The sequence below is a fragment of the Kitasatospora sp. NPDC041917 genome, from assembly GCF_055589745.1.
Window position 1 is genome coordinate 18480 of the sequence record NZ_JBVJBI010000030.1, and the last position, 18651, is coordinate 37130.

General features: G+C 74.4%; 16 protein-coding genes. 5 read left to right on the forward strand and 11 right to left on the reverse strand.

Annotated features, from left to right (window positions below; all coding sequences use genetic code 11):
• Positions 1 to 10: 10 nt before the first annotated feature.
• Positions 11 to 1270: an MFS transporter gene (locus ACZ6EM_RS29025; RefSeq protein WP_465773593.1), complete on the reverse strand. Its 1260-nt coding sequence runs from the start codon at positions 1268 to 1270 to the stop codon at positions 11 to 13.
• Between the two features lie 104 nt (positions 1271 to 1374).
• Positions 1375 to 2046: a GntR family transcriptional regulator gene (locus ACZ6EM_RS29030; protein ID WP_387693525.1), complete on the reverse strand. Its 672-nt coding sequence runs from the start codon at positions 2044 to 2046 to the stop codon at positions 1375 to 1377.
• A 180-nt stretch (positions 2047 to 2226) separates the two neighbouring features.
• Here ACZ6EM_RS29030 and lysA point away from each other — a divergent pair, with 180 nt between their 5' ends.
• The 3 genes from lysA (at position 2227) to ACZ6EM_RS29045 (ending at position 4796) form a co-directional block, all read left to right on the forward strand.
• Positions 2227 to 3573, forward strand: coding sequence for a diaminopimelate decarboxylase (lysA, locus tag ACZ6EM_RS29035; protein WP_465773594.1), 1347 nt, complete (start codon positions 2227 to 2229; stop codon positions 3571 to 3573).
• A gap of 9 nt (positions 3574 to 3582) precedes the next feature.
• Positions 3583 to 4509, forward strand: coding sequence for a LysR family transcriptional regulator (locus ACZ6EM_RS29040; RefSeq protein ID WP_401052081.1), 927 nt, complete (start codon positions 3583 to 3585; stop codon positions 4507 to 4509).
• A gap of 113 nt (positions 4510 to 4622) precedes the next feature.
• Entirely contained in the window at positions 4623 to 4796 is a 174-nt protein-coding gene (locus tag ACZ6EM_RS29045; protein ID WP_465773595.1) for a hypothetical protein, read from the forward strand.
• A gap of 84 nt (positions 4797 to 4880) precedes the next feature.
• Here the strand turns inward: ACZ6EM_RS29045 and ACZ6EM_RS29050 are convergent, their stop codons facing one another.
• The 7 genes from ACZ6EM_RS29050 to ACZ6EM_RS29080 form a co-directional block, all read right to left on the reverse strand.
• The gene (locus ACZ6EM_RS29050) at positions 4881 to 5744 is read right to left on the reverse strand and encodes a serine hydrolase (RefSeq protein ID WP_465773596.1); all 864 of its coding nucleotides are present in this window, start codon (positions 5742 to 5744) and stop codon (positions 4881 to 4883) included.
• Complete coding sequence (locus ACZ6EM_RS29055; protein WP_401051168.1) at positions 5741 to 7369, reverse strand: N-acyl-D-amino-acid deacylase family protein; 1629 nt, start codon at positions 7367 to 7369, stop codon at positions 5741 to 5743. The genes ACZ6EM_RS29050 and ACZ6EM_RS29055 overlap by 4 nt, the downstream gene beginning before the upstream one ends.
• Before the next feature lie 29 nt (positions 7370 to 7398).
• Positions 7399 to 8199 carry an amino acid ABC transporter ATP-binding protein gene (locus ACZ6EM_RS29060; RefSeq protein ID WP_387693519.1) on the reverse strand — a complete coding sequence of 267 codons (801 nt, stop codon included), beginning with the start codon at positions 8197 to 8199 and terminating at the stop codon, positions 7399 to 7401.
• Complete coding sequence (locus tag ACZ6EM_RS29065; protein ID WP_465773597.1) at positions 8196 to 9215, reverse strand: amino acid ABC transporter permease; 1020 nt, start codon at positions 9213 to 9215, stop codon at positions 8196 to 8198. Before ACZ6EM_RS29065 ends, ACZ6EM_RS29060 begins: the two co-directional genes overlap by 4 nt.
• A 31-nt stretch (positions 9216 to 9246) precedes the next feature.
• Positions 9247 to 10137 carry an ABC transporter substrate-binding protein gene (locus tag ACZ6EM_RS29070; RefSeq protein WP_401051175.1) on the reverse strand — a complete coding sequence of 297 codons (891 nt, stop codon included), beginning with the start codon at positions 10135 to 10137 and terminating at the stop codon, positions 9247 to 9249.
• 193 nt (positions 10138 to 10330) lie between these two features.
• Positions 10331 to 11140 carry a hypothetical protein gene (locus ACZ6EM_RS29075; protein WP_465773598.1) on the reverse strand — a complete coding sequence of 270 codons (810 nt, stop codon included), beginning with the start codon at positions 11138 to 11140 and terminating at the stop codon, positions 10331 to 10333.
• 118 nt (positions 11141 to 11258) lie between these two features.
• Positions 11259 to 13922 (reverse strand): SdrD B-like domain-containing protein, encoded by a 2664-nt coding sequence (locus tag ACZ6EM_RS29080; protein ID WP_465773599.1) that lies wholly within the window; start codon positions 13920 to 13922, stop codon positions 11259 to 11261.
• A 489-nt stretch (positions 13923 to 14411) separates the two neighbouring features.
• Here ACZ6EM_RS29080 and ACZ6EM_RS29085 point away from each other — a divergent pair, with 489 nt between their 5' ends.
• Positions 14412 to 15386 (forward strand): NAD-dependent epimerase/dehydratase family protein, encoded by a 975-nt coding sequence (locus tag ACZ6EM_RS29085; protein WP_465773600.1) that lies wholly within the window; start codon positions 14412 to 14414, stop codon positions 15384 to 15386.
• 168 nt (positions 15387 to 15554) lie between these two features.
• Here the strand turns inward: ACZ6EM_RS29085 and ACZ6EM_RS29090 are convergent, their stop codons facing one another.
• Positions 15555 to 16592 (reverse strand): aldo/keto reductase, encoded by a 1038-nt coding sequence (locus tag ACZ6EM_RS29090; RefSeq protein WP_401052404.1) that lies wholly within the window; start codon positions 16590 to 16592, stop codon positions 15555 to 15557.
• Between the two features lie 117 nt (positions 16593 to 16709).
• On the opposite strand from ACZ6EM_RS29090, the gene ACZ6EM_RS29095 reads away from it, so the two are divergent.
• Entirely contained in the window at positions 16710 to 17345 is a 636-nt protein-coding gene (locus tag ACZ6EM_RS29095) for a TetR/AcrR family transcriptional regulator (RefSeq protein WP_401052402.1), read from the forward strand.
• Between the two features lie 110 nt (positions 17346 to 17455).
• Here the strand turns inward: ACZ6EM_RS29095 and ACZ6EM_RS29100 are convergent, their stop codons facing one another.
• The gene (locus ACZ6EM_RS29100) at positions 17456 to 18070 is read right to left on the reverse strand and encodes an SUKH-4 family immunity protein (RefSeq protein WP_465773601.1); all 615 of its coding nucleotides are present in this window, start codon (positions 18068 to 18070) and stop codon (positions 17456 to 17458) included.
• Between the last annotated feature and the right edge of the window lie 581 nt (positions 18071 to 18651).

Genomic DNA, 18651 nt, shown 5'->3' on the forward strand with positions numbered 1-18651 from the left:
AGACCGACGGTCAGCGGGAGGCTTCCGCCGGGATCGGGGCGGGGGCGGTGCGGCGGGAGGAGAAGGCGATCACGGCGAGGCTGGCGAGGGCGAGGGCGGTCACCGCCGAGAGCATCACGGTGTAGGAGGCCACGGAGGAGAGCGCCGCGAGCACGGCGGGCAGCAGGAAGCCGGAGTAGCAGAGGGCGTAGTAGACGCCGGTGATGCCGGCCAGGTCGTCGGGGGTGACGAGGCGCTGGATCTCCAGCAGGCCGGAGACGACGCCGATGCCGTAGGCGGCGCCGAGGAGGACCGCCCCGCCGAGGCCGAGCAGCGGGGAGCGCACCGCCGCGTCGCCGGCGCAGACGGCCATGCCGCAGGCCATCAGCACCATGGAGACGACGACGCCGCGCGCCGAGTTCAGCGAGTCCAGGCGCTTGGCGAGCGGCTGGACCAGGGCGCCGGTGCCGAGGGTGAGGACGGTCAGCAGGGTCGCGTAGGCCAGCGACCAGTCGCCGAGCCGGTCGCCGACCAGCTGCGGGGTCACCGCGTACGCGACGCCGGCCGAGCCGAACACCCACGGGGCCATCGGCAGGACCACCCGCAGGAAGCGCCGGTGCCCGGCCGCCGGGACCTTGAGGTCGGCCCAGAGGCTGCGGACGGCGGCCGAGCGGGCCCGGGTCTCGACGGCCTTCGGGAGCAGGAACAGCGCGGGCAGGGTGACCAGCAGGTGGGCGAGGTACGGGGTGACCATCGGCCAGGGGCCCCACTGGGCGAGCGCGCCGGCCACGCCGGCGCCGAGGCCGAAGCCGACGGTGAGGGCGAGGGAGGCGCGGCGGGCTCCGGCGCCCTGGTCGGCGGCCGGGTCGTGCGGGGCCTGGGAGAGCTCCTTGACCCAGCTGGTGCCGACGGCCATCGCGATGCCGACGGCTGTGCCGGTGAGGAACCGCCCGGCGTAGATGGGGAGTTCACCCGTGACGCCGCCGCACAGCACACCGCTGGCGGCGAGCGAGGCGACGACCGCGCCGATCATCAGCGGACGGCGCCCGTAGCGGTCCGAGGCCGCGCCGCCGACCAGCAGTCCGGGGACCAGCCCGAGGACGTAGGCCCCCAGGAAGGCGTCGACGGTGACCTCGGAGTAGCCGCCGAGGTGGCGGTACATCAGCAGCAGCGGGGTGAACTGGTTGCCGCCCCAGCCGCAGCAGAGCATGGCCAGGGCCGCGACCAGCCAGGGCCTCCCCCGACCGGTGGGCGCGACGGGACCGGCGGACGGTGGCCGGGTGGTGCTCATGGTGGTGCTGCTCCTTGTCGGATGGTGGTCCCGGCGGTCCGTCGGGGTGCGCGGCCGTCGCCGCGCGGGAGGAGGAGGGAGGAGTGGCTCAGCGGTGCAGTGGCTCAGCGGTGCGCGTCCAGGTGGGCGCGCAGCGCCTCGGTGAAGCCGGCGGCGTCGCGGGCCGCGATGCGCTCGACCAGCGCGGTGTGCTCCTCGACCAGCGCGGCCAGCCGCTGCGGCCGCCGCTCCGGCCGCACCTGGAGCAGTTGCACGGCCATCCGCCGCTGGCGGTCGCGCAGCGTCTCGTAGAAGCGCTCGGCGAGCGCGTTGCCGGAGGCCGTCACGATGCCCCGGTGGAAGGCCTCGTCGGCGTCGGCGAAGGCGCCGAGGTCGGCCCGGCGGGCGGGTTCGCGCTGCTGGTCGATCAGGTCGGTCAGCTGCCGCAGCAGGTCGTCGAGCGGCTCGGCGCGGCGGGTGATCCGGCGTACCGCGGTGCTCTCCAGCGCCTCGCGCAGCTCCAGCACGTCCTCGGCCTCGCCGGGGCCGACCGGCACCACGACGGCTCCGCGCTTGGGGAAGAGCTGGAGCAGTCCTTCGGCCTGGAGCCGCAGGAAGGCCTCCCGGACCGGGGTGCGGCTGAGCGAGGTGCGCTCGGCGATCTCGCCCTCGCTGATCAGCGTCCCGCCGGGGAGGCCGCCGCCGAGGATGAGGTCCTTGGTCAGTTCGTACGCGCGGTCCGCGGCCGGAACGCGGGCGGGGACCGGGACGCGGGCGGGAGGCGGGGTGTCGGCCATGGACCACACCGTAGCACCATAGATGCAAGCTTAGATGCAACACCTGGGACAGGGCCGTCCGCAGGACGGAGCATCGGTTTCCGTACTGCTCAGGGCCGGAAGAATGCGCTTTCTCACCCCCTCCGCAGGACCGAGGATGGGCGGGGCCAACCAGCTCCTCGGGAGGAAGCCGTGTCCCCTGTGTCGCCAGCCCTGTCGCCCGTCGACCCGGGCCTGCTGCCGCTCACCGCCGAGTTCCGCCCCGAGGGCCTGTCCGTCGGCGGGGTGCTCCTGGACGAGGCGGCCCGCCGGTACGGCACGCCGCTGTTCGTCTACGACGAGGAGCACCTGCGCCGCCGCTGCCGCGAGGCGGTGGCCGCCTTCGGCCGGGGCAACGTCGCCTACGCCTCCAAGGCCTTCCTGTGCACCGCGATGGCCCGCCTGGCCGCCGAGGAGGGCCTGCTGCTGGACGTCGCCTCCGGCGGCGAGCTGCGCACCGCCCTGTACGCCGGGGTAGACCCGGAGCGGATCGTGCTGCACGGCAACAACAAGGACGAGGCCGAGCTGCGCACCGCGCTCACCGTCGGCCTGCGCCACATCGTGGTGGACAGCTTCGACGAACTGGACCGGATCGAACGGCTGCACCACGAGGAGGGCCTGCCCCCGGCCCGGATCCAGCTGCGGGTGGCGCCCGGGGTCGCGGCCGGCGCCCACCAGGCCATCCGCACCGGCGGCCACGACTCCAAGTTCGGCTTCGGCCTGGCCGGCGGCGCCGCCGCGGCCGCGGTGCGCCGGGCCGGGGCCTCCGCCGCCGTACGGCTGGAGGGCGTCCACGCCCACGTCGGGTCCCAGGTGCTGGACCCGGCCGAGCTGGCCGACGGCGCCGCCGCGGTGGCCCGGTTCGCGGTGGAGCACGGCCTGCGCCGGCTGACCGTCGGCGGCGGCCTGGGCGTGGCGTACCTGGGCGGGCAGAGCGCCCCCTCCTTCGCGGACTGGGCCGAACGGGTCCGCGCGGCGGTGCGCGGCGCCGGCTGGAACGGCCCGGTGGGCGTCGAGCCCGGCCGGTCGATAGCCGCCCGGGCCGGGCTGACCCTGTACCGGGTCGGCACCGTCAAGCGGATCGAGGACGTGCGCACCTACGTCAGCGTGGACGGCGGGATGAGCGACAACCTGCGCCCCGCGCTGTACGGCGCCCGCTACGAGGCCTTCCTGCCGCGCTGCCCCGAGGCGCCCCGCCCGCGGCGCGCCCGGCTGGTCGGCAAGCACTGCGAGAGCGGCGACGTGATCATCGACGACGCCGCGCTCCCCGTCGACCTTCGGGTCGGCGACCTGCTGGCCACCCCGGTGACCGGCGCCTACGGCTACGCCATGGCGTCCAACTACAACAAGCTGCCGCGGCCCGCCGTGGTCTTCGTCCGCGACGGCGAGGCCCGCGTGGTGGTGCGCCGGGAGACCGAGCACGACCTGCTCCGGCTGGACACCGCCGCCGACGGGACGGCGCGACCGACCGGGGAACCGGCGGCCGCACTCCCGGCGCACACGGCCTAACCTGGGCCGATGCTGAACAGCGCCCGACTGCACGTCCTCCTGGAGATCGCCCGCCGGGGCACCATCGTGGCCGCGGCACAGGCCCTGCACCTGAGCCCGTCCGCCATCTCGCACCAGCTCGCCCGTCTGGAGCAGGAGCTGGGTGTCGCGCTGGTGGAACGGGCCCCGCAGTCCCTGCGCCTGACGCCCGCGGGTGTCCGGCTGGCCGAGCACGCCCAGGCGATCGCCGATCTGATGGCCGTCGCCCAGGACGACCTGCGGGCGCACGCCCAGGCCGCGGCCGGCGTGCTGCGGATCGGCTTCTTCGCCTCCGCCGGGCTGGACCTGCTGCCCCGGGCGCTGGCCGCGTTCGCCGCCGGGCACCCGCAGGTGGAGCTGGAACTCATCATGGGCCAGCCGCACGAGCTGGTCCCGGACCTGGAGGCCGGCCGGCTGGACGCGGCCGTCGTCTTCGAGCACCCGCTGGACCCGTGGTGCCGCCGGGCGGCGGTGGACGTGCGGATGTACTTCGACGAGCCGCAGGTGGTCGTGGTGCCGCTGCGGCACCGGCTCGGGCGGCGCTCGGTGGTGCGGCTGGCCGAGCTGGAGGGCGAGAGCTGGATCGGCACCCACGGCGGCAGCACCGGCGAGCCGGTGCTCGAACGCGCCTGCGCCGCCGAGGGGTTCCGTCCCCGGGTGCGCTGCCGAAGCGACCACTACCAGGTGACCATCAACCTCGCACGGGCCGGCATGGGCGTCGCGCTGATCCCGGCGCTCGGCCTGGCCGACAGCGCCGGGGTGCACGTGTGCCGGCTGGACCATCCGCAGCTGTACCGCCGGATCGGGGTGGCCACCCGGCCCACCAACCGCAATCCGGTGCTGCGCGCCTTCCTCGCCGAACTCGGCTCCGCCGCCGGGGAGATCAGGTCGCTGCTGGACATGCGGTGGGGCGCCTGAGCGCCCCGCACGGACTGAGTTCCCCCACGGCCCGCAGGCTCCCGGCTCTGTGCGGCGGGCCGCGGCTGTGCCATGCTGCACCCGCCGGCACCCGTCCACCGAGGGGGACCCCCGTGATCCGCCGGTTCTCCGCGCTCCTGGTCGCCGCCGCGGCCCTGCTGTCCGTCGCGGCGACGGCGGCGACGACCCACCACCGGCACGCCTCGACCTCCGTCGTCGCCGAGGAGGCCGAGGACTCCACCGCGGGCGGACACACGCCGAACCGCTCGGAGCCGACCGGCCGTTGAGCCCACCGGCCGGCTGAGGCGGTTCGGCTCGGGCGGGCCGTCTGAGGCGGGCCGGCTCAGGCGGTTCGGCTCAGGCGGGCCGGCTCAGGCGGGTCGCTGCGCCCAGGCCGCGAGGGCGCGGCCGACGTCCCGGATGGCGTGCACGGCGGCCCGTTCGGTGCTGGGCCCGAGCGCCACGTCCCAGTGCGCGACGACCGCGTAGGCCACCCGGCGGGCGCCCACGATGACGCCCGCGTCGGCCCGTACCCCGGTGTCCGTGCCGGTCTTGTTGGCGACCAGCAGGCGGCCGGGCAGCGCCGCGGGGAAGCCGGGGGCGAACGGGTCGTGGTCGATCAGCGCGGGCACCAGGCCGTGGTCGGTGTTGGCGCGCATCCAGCCGAGCAGCCGGGCCGAGGCGGCCGGGCCGGCCATGGTGCCCCGGACCGCGAGGGCCACCAGCCGGGCCAGGTCGCGGGCGGTGCCGGTGGCGAAGACCGGCGGGACGTCCGGCCCGCGCTCGTCGCGCACCCGGTCGTGCAGGGTGAGCCGTTCAAGTCCGAGCTCGCGCGCCAGCCGGGCGGCGGCCGGCAGGCCGACCAGCCGCAGCAGGGCGTTGGTGGCGGTGTTGTCGCTGACCGCGGCGGTCAGCCAGGCCAGGTCCTCCACCGTCCAGTCGGGGCGGCTCAGCCGGCCGAGCAGGCCGGTGCCGCCGGTGACGTCCTCGGGGAGGATCTCCACCGGCTGTCCGGCCGTCAGCTCCCCGGATTCCAGCCGCCGGGCGACCTCGGCGAGCAGCAGCAGCTTGGAGGCGCTGGCGACGGGCAGGACGACGGTGTCGTCCACCCCGACCGCGCCGGCGTCGACTCCGCGGTCCGCCTCGGCGGCGTCCACGTCGACGGCGGCCACCGCGAGGGTCAGCGGCAGGGCCGCGGAGCTGCGTGCGGCGGCGGCCACCTGGGCGAGGCTCATCGGACCCGCACCACCTCTCCGGCCCGGATCGCGGTCGGCCGGCCGCCGCGCACCGCGACCCGCCCGGCCACCACGACGGTCTCCACGCCCACCGGCGGCAGCAGCGGCCGCTCGAAGGTCGCGCCGTCCAGGACGGCCGCCGGGTCGAGCACCACCAGGTCCGCGACGGCACCGTCCCGGACCACGCCGCGCCCGGCCAGCCGGAACCGTTCGGCGGGCAGGCCGGTCATCTTGTGCACCGCGAGCTCCAGCGGCAGCAGCCCCTGTTCGCGCCCGTAGTGACCGAGCACCCGGGCGAAGCTGCCCGCCCAGCGGGGGTGCGGGCGGCCGGGTTTGGGCACCCCGTCCGAGCCGATCATCGACAGCGGGCTGGCCAGCACCCGGCGGACGTCGTCCTCGCGCATCGAGTGGCTGATGATGGTCACCTCGCCCTGCGCCTCCAGCAGCAGGTCGCAGACGAGGTCCACCGGGTCGGTGCCGCGCTCGGCGGCCAGGTCGGCGATCCGGCGGCCCTCGGCCGTACGGCGGGCGGGCGCGGCGGCCACCGAGATCAGGTCCCAGCCGCCGTTGCCGACGGTGTTCTCCCAGCCCTCGACGCCGTGCGCGATGTCCGCCCGGATCCGGTCCCGCACCTCCTTGCTGCGCAGCCGCTCCAGCAGCGCGGCCGGCCCGCCCTCGCTGGTCCACGGCGGCAGCATCGCGTGCAGCACGGTGCTGCCGGCGGTGTACGGGTAGACGTCGCAGAGCACGTCCACGCCCTCGGCGCGGGCCTGCTCCAGGCGCGGCAGGGTCCGCAGGGTGGCGCCCCAGGCGTGCCGCCCGGCGGTCTTGTGGTGGGAGACCTGGAGCGGGGCGCCGGAGCGCACCGCGATCTCCAGCGCCTCCTCCAGCGCCTTCTCCACCTGGGACATCTCGTCGCGCAGGTGCGTCACGTACGGCTTGCCGTGCCGCGCGGCGACCTTCGCCAGGGCCACGATCTCCTCGGTGTCCGCGTAGACGCCGGGCGGGTAGATCAGCCCGGTGGAGAGTCCGGCCGCGCCCTGGGTCAGCGCCCGGTCGAGCAGCCCGCACATGGCGGCCAGCTCCTGGTCGGTGGGCGGGCGGTCCTCGAAGCCCATCACTCCGGCGCGCAGCGTGCCGTGGCCGACCAGCGAGGTGATGTGGTTGCGGCGCAGTTCGGGCCGCTGGCCGGCGGCGAAGGCGTCGAAGTCCTCGGCGGGCAGCACCGGTCCGAGGCCGAAGGAGACCCGCAGGTGCTCGGCCAGTTCGGGCAGCCGCCCGGGCAGTGCCGGGAACAGGCTGATCCCGCAGTTGCCGCTGATCTCGGTGGTGACGCCCTGGAGCAGCGGGGCCAGCCGCAGTTCGTCCAGGGCGTCGCCGTCGGTGTGGGTGCCGCCGCCGAAGGGGGCGGCGAGCGCGTCCGAGTGGGTGTGGACGTCGATGAAGCCGGGGGTGACGACCCGCCCGGTGACGTCCAGGGTCTCGGCCGCGGTCACGGCGGTGCCGGGCGGCAGTACGGTGACCCGGCCGCCGGCGACGGCGAGGTCGGCCGGGCGGGCGGGCGCCCCGGTGCCGTCCACCAGGGTGGCGCCGCGCAGCAGCAGGTCGACCGGGGTCGTGGTCACGTCCGCTCCCATCAGTCCCATCGCTCCCATCAGAGCACCGTCGAGAGGAAGGCCCGGGTGCGGTCGTGCCGCGGGGCGGTGAACACCTCGGCCGGGCTGCCGGCCTCCACGACGGCACCCTGGTCCATGAAGACGACCCGGTCGGCGACCTCGCGGGCGAAGCCCATCTCGTGGGTGACGACGATCATCGTCATGCCGCTGCGGGCGAGGTCGCGCATCACGCCGAGCACCTCGCCGACCAGCTCCGGGTCGAGCGCGGAGGTGGGCTCGTCGAAGAGCATCAGGGTCGGCTCCATGGCCAGCGCCCGGGCGATCGCCACCCGCTGCTGCTGGCCGCCGGAGAGCTGGGCCGGGTAGTGGTCGGCGCGGTCGGCCAGGCCGACCCGGGCGAGCAGTTCGCGGGCCCGGCGCTCGGCCTCCCCGCGGGGGCGGCCCTTGACCGCGATCGGGCCCTCCATGACGTTCTGGAGCGCGGTGCGGTGCGGGAAGAGGTGGAAGCGCTGGAAGACCATGCCGATCCGCTCGCGCTGGTGGCGGATGTCGCGCGGCCGGCGCTCGCGCAGCCTGCTGCCGGAGGCGCCGTACGGCTCGTAGCCGACCGGTTCGCCGTCCACCTCGATCCGCCCGGCGTCGATCTTCTCCAGGTGGTTGAAGCAGCGCAGCAGGGTGGACTTGCCGGAGCCGGAGGGGCCGATCACGCAGAGCACCTCCCCCGCCCGGACCTCCAGGTCGATGCCGCGCAGCACCTCCAGGTCCCCGAACCGCTTGCGCACCTTCCGGGCCGACAGGACCACCTCGGCGGCCGGCTTCCCCAGGTCCGTGGTCGTCACTTGACCTCCCCCTTCTTCACGCGCTTTCCCGCTCCGCCGCGCCCCGGGCGCAGGTTGGCCAGCACCCGGCGGTGCAGCGCCGGCGGGGCGCCGGCCGGGTTGAACCTCCGCTCCACCGCGTGCTGGGCGACGCTCGCGATGGTGGTGAGCACCAGGTACCAGATGGACGCGACGATCAGCAGCGCGATCACCTCGAAGTTGGCGAGGTAGAGGTGCTGAGAGACGGTCATCAGGTCGGCGCCGGCGATGACGGAGACCAGCGAGGTGGTCTTCAGCATCGAGATGAACTGGTTGCCGAACGGCGGGATGATCACCCGCATCGCCTGCGGCAGCACCACCCGGGTGAGGATCTGCCGGTTGGACATGCCCAGCGAGGCGCCCGCCTCGCGCTGCCCGGGGTCGACGCTCTGGATGCCGGCCCGGACGATCTCGGACATGTAGGCGCCCTCGTTGATCGACAGGCCGAGCAGCGCCGCCACGAAGCCGGTGATCAGGGTGTTGGACTGCCAGCTGACCAGCTTGGGCCCGTCGAACGGGATGCCGATGCTGATCTCCGGGAAGAGCAGCGCCAGGTTGAACCAGAAGATCAGCTGGACCAGCAGCGGGGTGCCGCGGAAGAACCAGGTGTACGCGCCGGCGGTGGTCCGCAGCACCGGGCTGTCGGACAGCTGCATCACCGCGGCCACCACACCGATGACGATGCCCACCACCTGGGAGATCAGGGTGAGTTGGACGGTCACCCAGAGTCCTTCCAGGATCACGCCGTCGAACTGGTACTTGGCGACGATGTCCCAGTGCAGGTTGGGGTTGACGATGACGGTCCAGGCGAGCCAGACGGCGACGAAGGCGGCCGCCAGCACGGCGAACCAGCGTGCCGGGCGGGGCCGGCCGGTCACTTCGAAGGCCAGGTCGTCGTCGACGGGGCCGGCGGCGGCCGTTCGGGGTACCGGGGCGGGCGTCGCGGGCTCGGCGGGCGCGGGCGTCGCGGGGTCGGCGGGGATCCCGGGGTCTCTCATGTCGGTGCTCATCTCGTCGGTGCCGCCGTTCTCACTGCGCCGCGTTGACGGTGGCGCGCTCCACCGCGCTGCCGCCGACCTGGTAGGTGTCCAGCACCTTGCGGTACTCACCGTTCTCGATCAGCTCCTGGAGCGCCTTCTGCACCGCGTCGCGCAGCCCGGCGTCCTTCTTCGCGACCGCGATGCCCCACGGCGCCGTGCCGTACTGCTCCGGCAGCACCTCGTAGGAGCCGCTGTTCTGCACGAACATCTGCGCCACCGGGTAGTCCACGATCGTGGCGACGGCCCGCTCGCTGTCCAGCTGGAGCAGCCCGGTCGGGGCGTCCTCGCTCTGCGAGATCGCCATCCTGGTGGCGCACTTGGCGTTCTGCTGCTCGCCGATCTCCAGGTTGGAGCTGCCCTTGGCGAGGACCACCTTCTTGCCGCAGAGGTCCTCGATGGACTTGATGCCCTCGGGGTTGCCCTTCTTCGTCATGATCACTCCGCCGGTGCGGAAGTAGTCGACGAAGTCGACGGCCTGGCGGCGCTGCGCGCTGTCCGTCATGGAGGACATCACCAGGTCGTAGCGGCCGGCCTGGAGGCCGGGGATCAGGCCGTCGAAGGAGGAGTTGGCGAGCTCCAGCTTCAGCCCGAGCCTCCCGGCGACGGCGGCGGCGAGGTCCGGGTCGACCCCGGTCAGCTCGGTGGTGCCGGTCTTGTACATCTCCATCGGCGGGTAGCCGACGGAGGTGGCCACTCTGAGCACGCCGCTCTGCTTGTTCTTCGCCGGGAGCAGCTCGGCGGCGCTCTTCCCGGAGTTCTGTCCGGCCTGCGCCGCGCCGGCGGCCGGGGAGCCGCCCTGGTCGGAGCGCCCGCAGGCGGTGGCGGCCAGGACGACCAGGGACAGTGCGGCCAGACAGCGCAGGGAACGGGGGCGGTTCATCGGCTACTCCCTCGGGCGGTGACGGTGCGCCGATGCTGGCAGCCGGGTCCGGGTGAACGGAAGATGATGAAGCCATTGCTGCCTCACCAACGATTTTGGTACGGCTGACCGCCCTGTCCTGCGGACTTCCGGCCGTGCCCGACCGTGCCCCACCAGCCGGGTCGACCGGTCAGCCGTCAGCCGGTCAGCCGGGTCAGCCGGTGAGCCACGGGGCCTCCGGCAGCTTGGCGTCCGCCTGCCGTCCGGTGAGCTCGACGGTGGTGGGGGTGCCCAGCCCCGGCATCCGCATCGTCACCCTGCGCAGCCCGCCGTCGCCGTCGACCCAGTAGGTCAGCGGCGAGCGGGCGCCGTCGGGCGCGGAGCCCTGGGCGCGCGGACCGGCGAAGCGGTCGTAGCCCTTGCCGTCGATCCGGTCCCGGCCCAGCCAGCGGGCCCCGGACTGGGCGAGCAGCAGCGGGTTGTCGGGGCGGTCCGCGCCGAGCTGGACCAGCAGGTTCAGTCCGGCGTCCAGCGGGTCCGCCGTGTAGGTCCGCGGTGACCAGCCCTGGCGCGGGATGCGCTCGGCCTGCTGCCAGGCCGGCGCATCGGTGGCGGGGGCGGTGGTGGTGTCGGTACCGGCCCGGTCGGGGGCCAGCCCGAGGCCGCCGGTGTCCCAGACGATCAGGCCGTGGTCCAGCGGTCCGCTCGCGCCGGTGGTCCGGTAGCGGCCGACCCCCCGGTGGTTGCGGTAGTCGACGACCCCGTCGACCCGGATGGTGACGCCCCCGCCCTCCTCGGCCGTGAGCGTCACCGCCACCGGGCTCGCCTGGTAGAGGTTCAGGCGCGACAGGGCGAGCCGGCCGGCCTCGTCGGTGGTCACCGGGCGTTCGACGGCCTCGTCGGAGACCGTCCGGTAGACGGCCACGCCGCCCGCCGCGGCGCCGCACACCACGATCGCGATCAGGGCCTTGAGCCAGTGGGACCGCCGTGGTCCGCGGCCTTCGGCCTTCGTCCTGCGGGGCATGCAGCCGCTCCCTTTCCTCGGTCGGACACGACAGTCGGGCGGGCCCGGGGACCAACGGTCCCACGAACCCGCCCGATCGGGCCCGCTGCCGGGCCCCCTTCACGTACCCCGCGCGGGGCTAGCCGCGCCGGGCGGCCTTGCGCCTGCGGGCCATCAGCACCGTGGCGGTGCCGAGGGCGATCAGCGCCGCCGCGCTGGTCAACACGATCGGCATCCCTTCACCCGCACCGGTGTTGGGCAGGTGCCCGGACGCCGGGGGCACCGGGGCCGGGGGCACCGGAGCCGCCGACGTCGGCGCCGGGGTCGGCGTCTCGGTCGGGGTGGGTGTCGGGGTCGGCGTCGGGGTGGGGATCAGCTTGTTGACGGCCGTCACCTCCACACCGGCGTCGAGGTTCGCCGAGGTCAGCTTCAGCGGGCCGAGGACGGTGACCTCCGGCGCCGCGTAGCCGTCCGGCGGGCTCAGCTCCTGCCAGTAGTACGTCCCCGGCACGCCGGTGCCCTGGCAGATGCCGTCGGCGCCGGTCGTGCAGGGCTCACCGACCTTGGTGTCGGGCTTGTCGCCGGTCGGCTGGAGCCCGTCGGTCCCGTTGGTCTCGTGCCACAGCTGGAACTTGGCGCCGGCCAGCGGCTTGCCGTCCTGGTCGTGCTTGACCAGGCGCAGCGCACCCTCCTGCAGCCGGAAGCCGAAGTCGTAGGTGTGGTCGTTCTCGCCGGGGCCACCGGTGGTCAGCGCCCGCTCCGGGAACCTGCCGTCCTTCGGCACGATGCCCTTGGAGTCGATGAAGTGGTTGTCACCGACGTCGTGGTCGGTCGGCACCCACTGGAAGAGGGGGCCGTCCTTGGCGTAGTCCGCCGGGTTGTCGAGCTTGATCGTGTACTTGGTCCTCGGCTTGAGGCCGCCCTCGACGTTGCTGTCGTCGAAGTAGTACTCGCCGCGCTTGGTCGTCTTCGTCGTACCGACGAGCTTCCCCGTCTCGTCGTACAGGTGGACGGTGGCACCCGGAACCGGCTTCTGGCCCGGCAGTTGGAGGCCGCTGCGCTCGGGGTCGTACCAGACCCGGTTGCCGATCTGGAGCGGCGCCTGGTCGCAGAGCACCTCCAGGTCGCCCATCGCGGCGCCCTTGCCGAACGGCGGGACGCCCGGGGCCGTGTTGAGCCGCACGCCGCCGTCCGCCTTGCCGTCGCGCTTCTGGAAGGCGCTGCCGTAGCCGAAGGCCTTGCTGTCGCTGTCGTAGCCCGAGATCGCGATGGAGTCCTCGACCTTCGAGAACGCCATCCCGGCGTTGGCGGGGTTGTTGTGGCCGATCCGGCTGTTGTCGAAGAACCGCTGGCCCCGGGTGGTGGACCCGCAGCCCAGGTTGGTGTCCAGCACGTAGGTGCCGTTCACCGGGCAGGCCTTGAGGAGGTCACCACCGGGCAGGACCATGGAGCCCTGGCCGGCCGTCGGGCCGGCCGCCGACTGGTCGCCGAAGCGGTCCCGGAAGGCGAGCAGCATCGAGCCGTCGGTCTCGAACGCGATCTCGGCCACCGCCGGCTCGGGGTTGGCCAGGTAGTTGGCCCCGCAGGCATGGCCGTTCTGGGTGGTCGGGAAGGTGTCCTGCCACGGGAACCAGCTGGAGCCGGGGCACGGGGTGCCGACCGTGTTGCCGCGCGGGTAGTCGAGCGGCTGGTTCAGCACCGCCGACTTGAACGCGCCGGTGGCCAGGTCGAACGGCAGCACCACGGCCCGCAGGTCCGAGGCCTTGCCGGTGGACTCGCCCGAGCAGACGCCGCCGAGGAAGCCGGCGCCGTCCTGGAGGCCGAGGCCGTACGGACGCCAGTCCCCCGGCGCCGGGCAGCCCGGGTCCGGGATGGCGTAGGCGGCCTTGGGCGTGGCCGCCGTCGCCGCGGTGGCGTCGTAGCGGTAGAGCTTGCGGTCGTGCAGGTTGACGACGAAGAGGTCCTTGCCGTCGTCGGTGATCTTGATGCCGCCGAGGCTCTCCTTGCCCGCCGCGGCCAGGAAGTCGTCGTCGTTGCCCGGGCTGTGCGGGGTGGTGCCCGCGTCCGGGACGGTGGCGAACAGCGTGGTCTTCTTCGTCGCCCAGTCGGTGACGTAGATCCCGCCCGGGCCGCCGGGGCCGTAGCTGGTGGTCCGCTTGGCCTGGGCCGAGGAGAACACCCGCCGGTCGGCCTTGTTCCAGGCGATGCCGTACAGGTTCCCGGTCTGCCCGGCCGTGGCCACGTCGGTCAGGGTGAAGTCGGTACCGGCCGTTCCGCGGGATTCGTACGGGAAGGACACCAGCGTGTGCTGGGCGTCGCCCTCCCGGGGCGGGTTCTGACAGGTCGACACCAGCGGCGCGTTCTTCTGGCAGTAGTCACCCGGGCTCCAGAGCCCGGTGGTGATCTCCACCTTCTTGCCGCCGGAGAGGTCGACGAACTCCTCGTTGGAGCTCAGCTTGTTCGCCCCGCCGTCCAGGCCCTCGCGGGAGGCGAAGGCCGGGTAGAGCACGCCCGGCTTCGGATTCACCACCTGGACCCGGTACTTGCCGCCGGTCAGCTTGCTCGCGGCCGGTGCCAGCGTCACCGTGCCGTCCGCCGCCGTGGTGCCCTCGACGGAGGCCCCGGCCTCGTCGGTGAGCGTCACCTTCACGCCCGCCATGCCCGATTCCAGCCCGGGCGTCCACACACCGTCGGTGTCCACGGCCCGGATCACGTGGACCGCCACCGTGCCGTCACCGGTCTGGGGGAAGGCCGGAGGGGCCGCCGCCAGGGACCAGGATCCGGCCAGCACGGCCAGCGTCACCGCGCCGCCCGCGGTGCGAAGGCCCGCGGCACGGCGGCCGGGTGGGCCCGTCCGCCGCCCGCCGGGGCCGCGCGCGGCACCGGCGGTTCGTTCACTTGTCGTCGTCATCCCTGCTCTCATCGTCAAGTTGGGCCTGCCGCCCGACCTCATGAGCGAGTTCGAGAGTGGCGGAAAGCCGCCATTGTTAACGGGAGCTTAAAGGGACTTCACACAAGTTCGCCGGGGAACAGGGAACTTTGACCCGTCATCAGGCGTTACGAGGCCGTCACGACCGTTCGGCCGGCCCTCGCCCGCACCCGGCTGACCAGCGGGGACCGTCCGACCACGCCTCGCAGCAGCCGATCGTCGCCCTCCCACGCCGTTGACCGTCGAACACGCTTCCCGCCGGAACCCCGCACATCCGCCCCGACCCAACCACCCCAAGCACAACGTGAGCAACGATCGCGCACCGATTGGCCCCGGCGCGGGGCGGGCTGGCACGATGTCCGAATGCGCATTCTGGTCATCGGCGGCACCCGCTTCATCGGTTTCCACTTCGCCGAGGCGGCCCTGGCAGCCGGGCACGAGGTCACGGTGCTGCACCGCGGCCGTTCCGGCGCCGGGCTGCTCCCGGACGCCACCCACCTGATCGCCGACCGCGACGCCGACCTGTCCGCGCTGCGCGGCCGCAGCTGGGACGCCACCGTCGACCTCTGTGCCTACTTCCCGCGCCAGGTACGGGAGTTGGCAGCCGCTCTCGATCCCGGCGCGGCCGGGCGCTACCTGCTGGTCTCCTCGCTCTCGGTGTACGACGCCCCGGCCGCCCCGGGCTTCGCCGAGGACTCCCCGCTGCTCCCCGCCGACGGCCCGGAGGCCGCGGAGGTCACCGCCGAGAGCTACGGCGTCCTCAAGGTCCAGTGCGAGCGTGCCGCCCGGGAGGCCTTCGGCCCGGAGACGCTGCTGATCCGCCCGACGTACGTGATCGGCCCCCGCGACTACACCCACCGCTTCGACCACTGGGTGCAGCGCCTCGCCCGGGGCGGTGAGGTGCTCGCCCCCGGCCGGCCGGACGCGCCGCTCCAGGTGGTCGACGTCCGCGACCTCACCGCCTGGATGCTCGGCCTCCTCGCACAGGGCGCCTGCGGCGCCTACCACGCCGCCACGCCGCCGCCGTTCGGCATGGGCGACCTGCTGGACGCCGTCGCCGCCGCGGTCGCCCCGCCCGGCACCACCCTCACCTGGGTGTCCGAGGACTTCCTGCGCGCCGCCGGCGTCCCGGAGCGTGCCCTGCCGCTGTGGCCCGCCGCCCCGGAGATCCGCGCCACCAGCACCGCCGATCCGGCCGCCGCCCTCACCATCGGCCTGACCCTCCGCCCGGTGGCCGAGACCGCCCGCGACATCCGGCCGTTCGAGCCCCTGCCGGACGCCCTGACCCCGGAGCGGGAGGCCGAACTCCTCGCCGCCTGGCACCGGCGGCAGGCCTGAGGGCCACCGTCGCCACCGCCGCCGCAGCCACCACCGCAGCCACCGGCGTGGGGCCGACCGCCGCCCCGCAGCAGCCGGTCCGGCCCCGGCCCGGACATCTCCCGGGCCGGGGCCCACGCGCCGCTTCCGCACCGCTTCGCCCCCGCGCCGCTCGGCCCGCGAGACCGGTCAGCCCGCGACGGGCGGGTTGAGCCGGGCGAAGGCCTCCTGCCGGCGGTACGGGAAGTACGGGTACGGCGCGGTGCGCGCGCTCGCCGCGTCCAGCCGGGCCACCTGGTCCTCCGTCAGCGCCCAGCCGACCGCGCCGAGGTTCTGGCGCAGCTGCTCCTCGTTGCGGGCGCCGATGATGACCGAGGAGACGGTCGGACGGCGCAGCAGCCAGTTGATCGCCACCTGGGGGACGGTGCGGCCGGTCTCGGCGGCGACCTCGTCCAGCGCGTCGACCACCCGGTACAGCAGCTCGTCCTCCACCGGCGGGCCGTAGTCGGCGGTCTCGTGCAGCCGGCTGCCGTCCGGGAGCGGCTGCCCGCGGCGGATCCTCCCGGTGAGCCGGCCCCAGCCGAGCGGGCTCCAGACCAGGGCCCCGACGCCCTCCTCCCGGGCGAGCGGCATCAGCTCCCACTCGTAGTCGCGGCCGACGAGCGAGTAGTAGACCTGGTGGGCGGCGTACCGGGGGCGGCCGTGCCGGTCGGCGAGGGCGAGGGACTTCATCAGCTGCCAGCCGGAGAAGTTGGAGACGCCGGTGTAGCGGATCTTGCCGGCCCGGACCAGGTCCTCCAGGGTCGCGAGCACCTCCTCGATCGGGGTGCCGGCGTCGTAGGCGTGCAGCTGGAAGAGGTCCAGGTGGTCGGTGCCGAGGCGGCGCAGCGCGTCGTCCACGCTCCGCACCAGCCGGGCGCGGGAGGTTCCGGCATCCTGCGGGCCGTCGCCGGTGGGCAGTCCGGCCTTGGTGGAGATCAGCACCTGGTCGCGGCGGCCGCGGATCGCCTGGCCGAGCACCTCCTCGGAGGCGCCGTCGGAGTAGACGTCGGCGGTGTCGAAGAGGGTGACGCCGGCGTCGATGGCGATGTCGAGCAGCCGACGGGCCTCCTGGACGTCGGTGGTACCCCAGGCGCCGAACAGCGGGCCGCGGCCGCCGAAGGTGCCGGTGCCGAGACTGAGCGCGGGCACCTTGAGCCCGGACGCGCCGAGCCTGCGGTACTCCATGTCGGTGGCGATGGTCATGACGGTTCTCCCCTCGGAGCCTCTAATGGGACTCCCGTTCCGTTAGGATGCTCTGAACCTAGCAGACCCCACACTTCTAATGGAACAGGAATCCCGTTAATGGCCGTCGAGCCCTCCACGCCCGAGCCCTCCACGCCCGGCACGGTCCGCCCCGGCGGCCGGACCGCCCGGGTCCGCGCCGCCGTCCTGCGCGCCGCCGAGGACGCCCTGGTCGAGCACGGCTTCAGCGGCCTCGACCTCGGCGACATCGCCCAGCGGGCCGAGGTCGGCCGCACCACCGTCTACCGCCGCTGGGGCAGCACCACCGCCCTGGTCGCGGACCTGCTCGCGGAGATGGCCGAGCAGTCGCTGCCGCGCACCGACAGCGGCTCCCTCGCCGGGGACCTGCGGGCCAACGCCCGGCTCGTCCAGCGCACCCTGGCCGACCCCCGGCAGGGCGCGCTCTTCCGCGCCGTCATCGTGGCGGCGACCTGCGACCCGGACGCGGCCGAGGCCCTGCGGCACTTCTACCGGCGCCGGGTCGAGGAGTGGGCGCCGTGCGTCACCGCGGCCGTCGAGCGCGGCGAACTCCCGCCGGACACCGACGGGTCCGAGGTCGTCCGGGCGGTCTCGGCGCCGCTCTACTACCGGATGCTCACCACCGCGGAGCCGCTGGACGAGGCGTCCGCCGACCGTGCGGCGGAGGCCGCCGAGGCGGCGGCCCGGGCCGGGGCGTACCGGCGCCGGGACGCGTAGGGCCGGTACGCCCCGGACGCGAACGGCCGCACAGCGCCGAAGCGTTGTGCGGCCGTCGGGCCCGGGTGGGCACGGGAAGGGCCGGGAGGGGGCGAGAAGGGCCCGGGGCGTCAGCCCTCGTCCGGGTCCTCGTACTCCTCGCGCAGGTTCTCCAGCAGGCCCACCCAGAGGTCCGACTCGTCCGGCCCCTGTCCCGCCGCGGCCACCAGCGCGGCGAACTCGTCCAGCGCGGCCCCGGCGTCCCCACCTCGGATCCGGCCCTCCAGGCGGGCCAGCAGCCCCAGCGCGCCGATCACCTCGGGCAGCGAGTCGGCCGCCCGGCCGCCGTAGCCGCTCCCGTGGTCCCAGCCGTTCGGGTCGTAGATCCGTACGGCGCCGGTGTCGCCGGCCACCATCAGGTGCTGGTCGTCGAACGTGCCGACGCAGTACCCCCAGTTGCTCGGCGGGGTGTCGTCGTCCGGTGTGCGCTCGCCGAACAGCTCGTCCAGGTCCGCCTCCCACATCCCGCGCTCGGGCAGCTTCGCGGCGTCGAAGCCGAGGAATTCCAGTTCGACGGCCGGTACGCCGACCTCGGTCAGGAACGCCCGGGCCTCCTTCGACGTCAGCCGCTCGGGCAGCGCCGCGGGCTCGGGCCGCCACAGCGTGCCGGGGCCGAAGCAGGACTCCAGCCAGGCCGCCTCGGGGTTCCGGACGGCGGCCGTCAGCTCGGCGTCGGTCGTGGTCATCGGTGCGTCTCCCCCGGTCGGAACGGTACTCCGGCGCCATTCAAGCGCACCGCTCCGACGGCGAGGGCCGCCGGGGGTCGCCCCGACGGCCCTTCCGGGGCTCCGGCCCGACGGCCTAGAAGAAGCCGTCGTCCTCGTAGTAGTTGTTGACGACGACCTGCGGGTCGTCGTCGAAGGCCTCGTTCAGCAGCGCGCCGCCGACCAGGCCGGCCGCGCCGGCGCCGATCAGCGCGCCGGTGCCGAAGCGCCGCCCGCCCTGGGCCTGCTGGCCGGGCACCTGCGGCTGGCCCTGCTGGACCGGCTGCTGGACCGGCTGCGGATAGCCGGCCGGCTGCGGGGTGTAGAACGGCGGCACGTTGGTCTGCACCCGCTGGGCGCAGGCCACGCAGGCCTCGATCCGGCGCGGCACGCCCCACTGCGGCGACCAGTACACCGCCGTGGCGCCGGCGCCGTGCGAGGGGTCGAAGAAACACGTCACGGGGGAACTCCCTGGTCCTGGCGGGGTCGTCGGAACGGCGGGTACGGCCGCGGGCAGCACGGCCGGGACCGCGGCCGCGACCGGAACGGGCGGCGCGACGGGC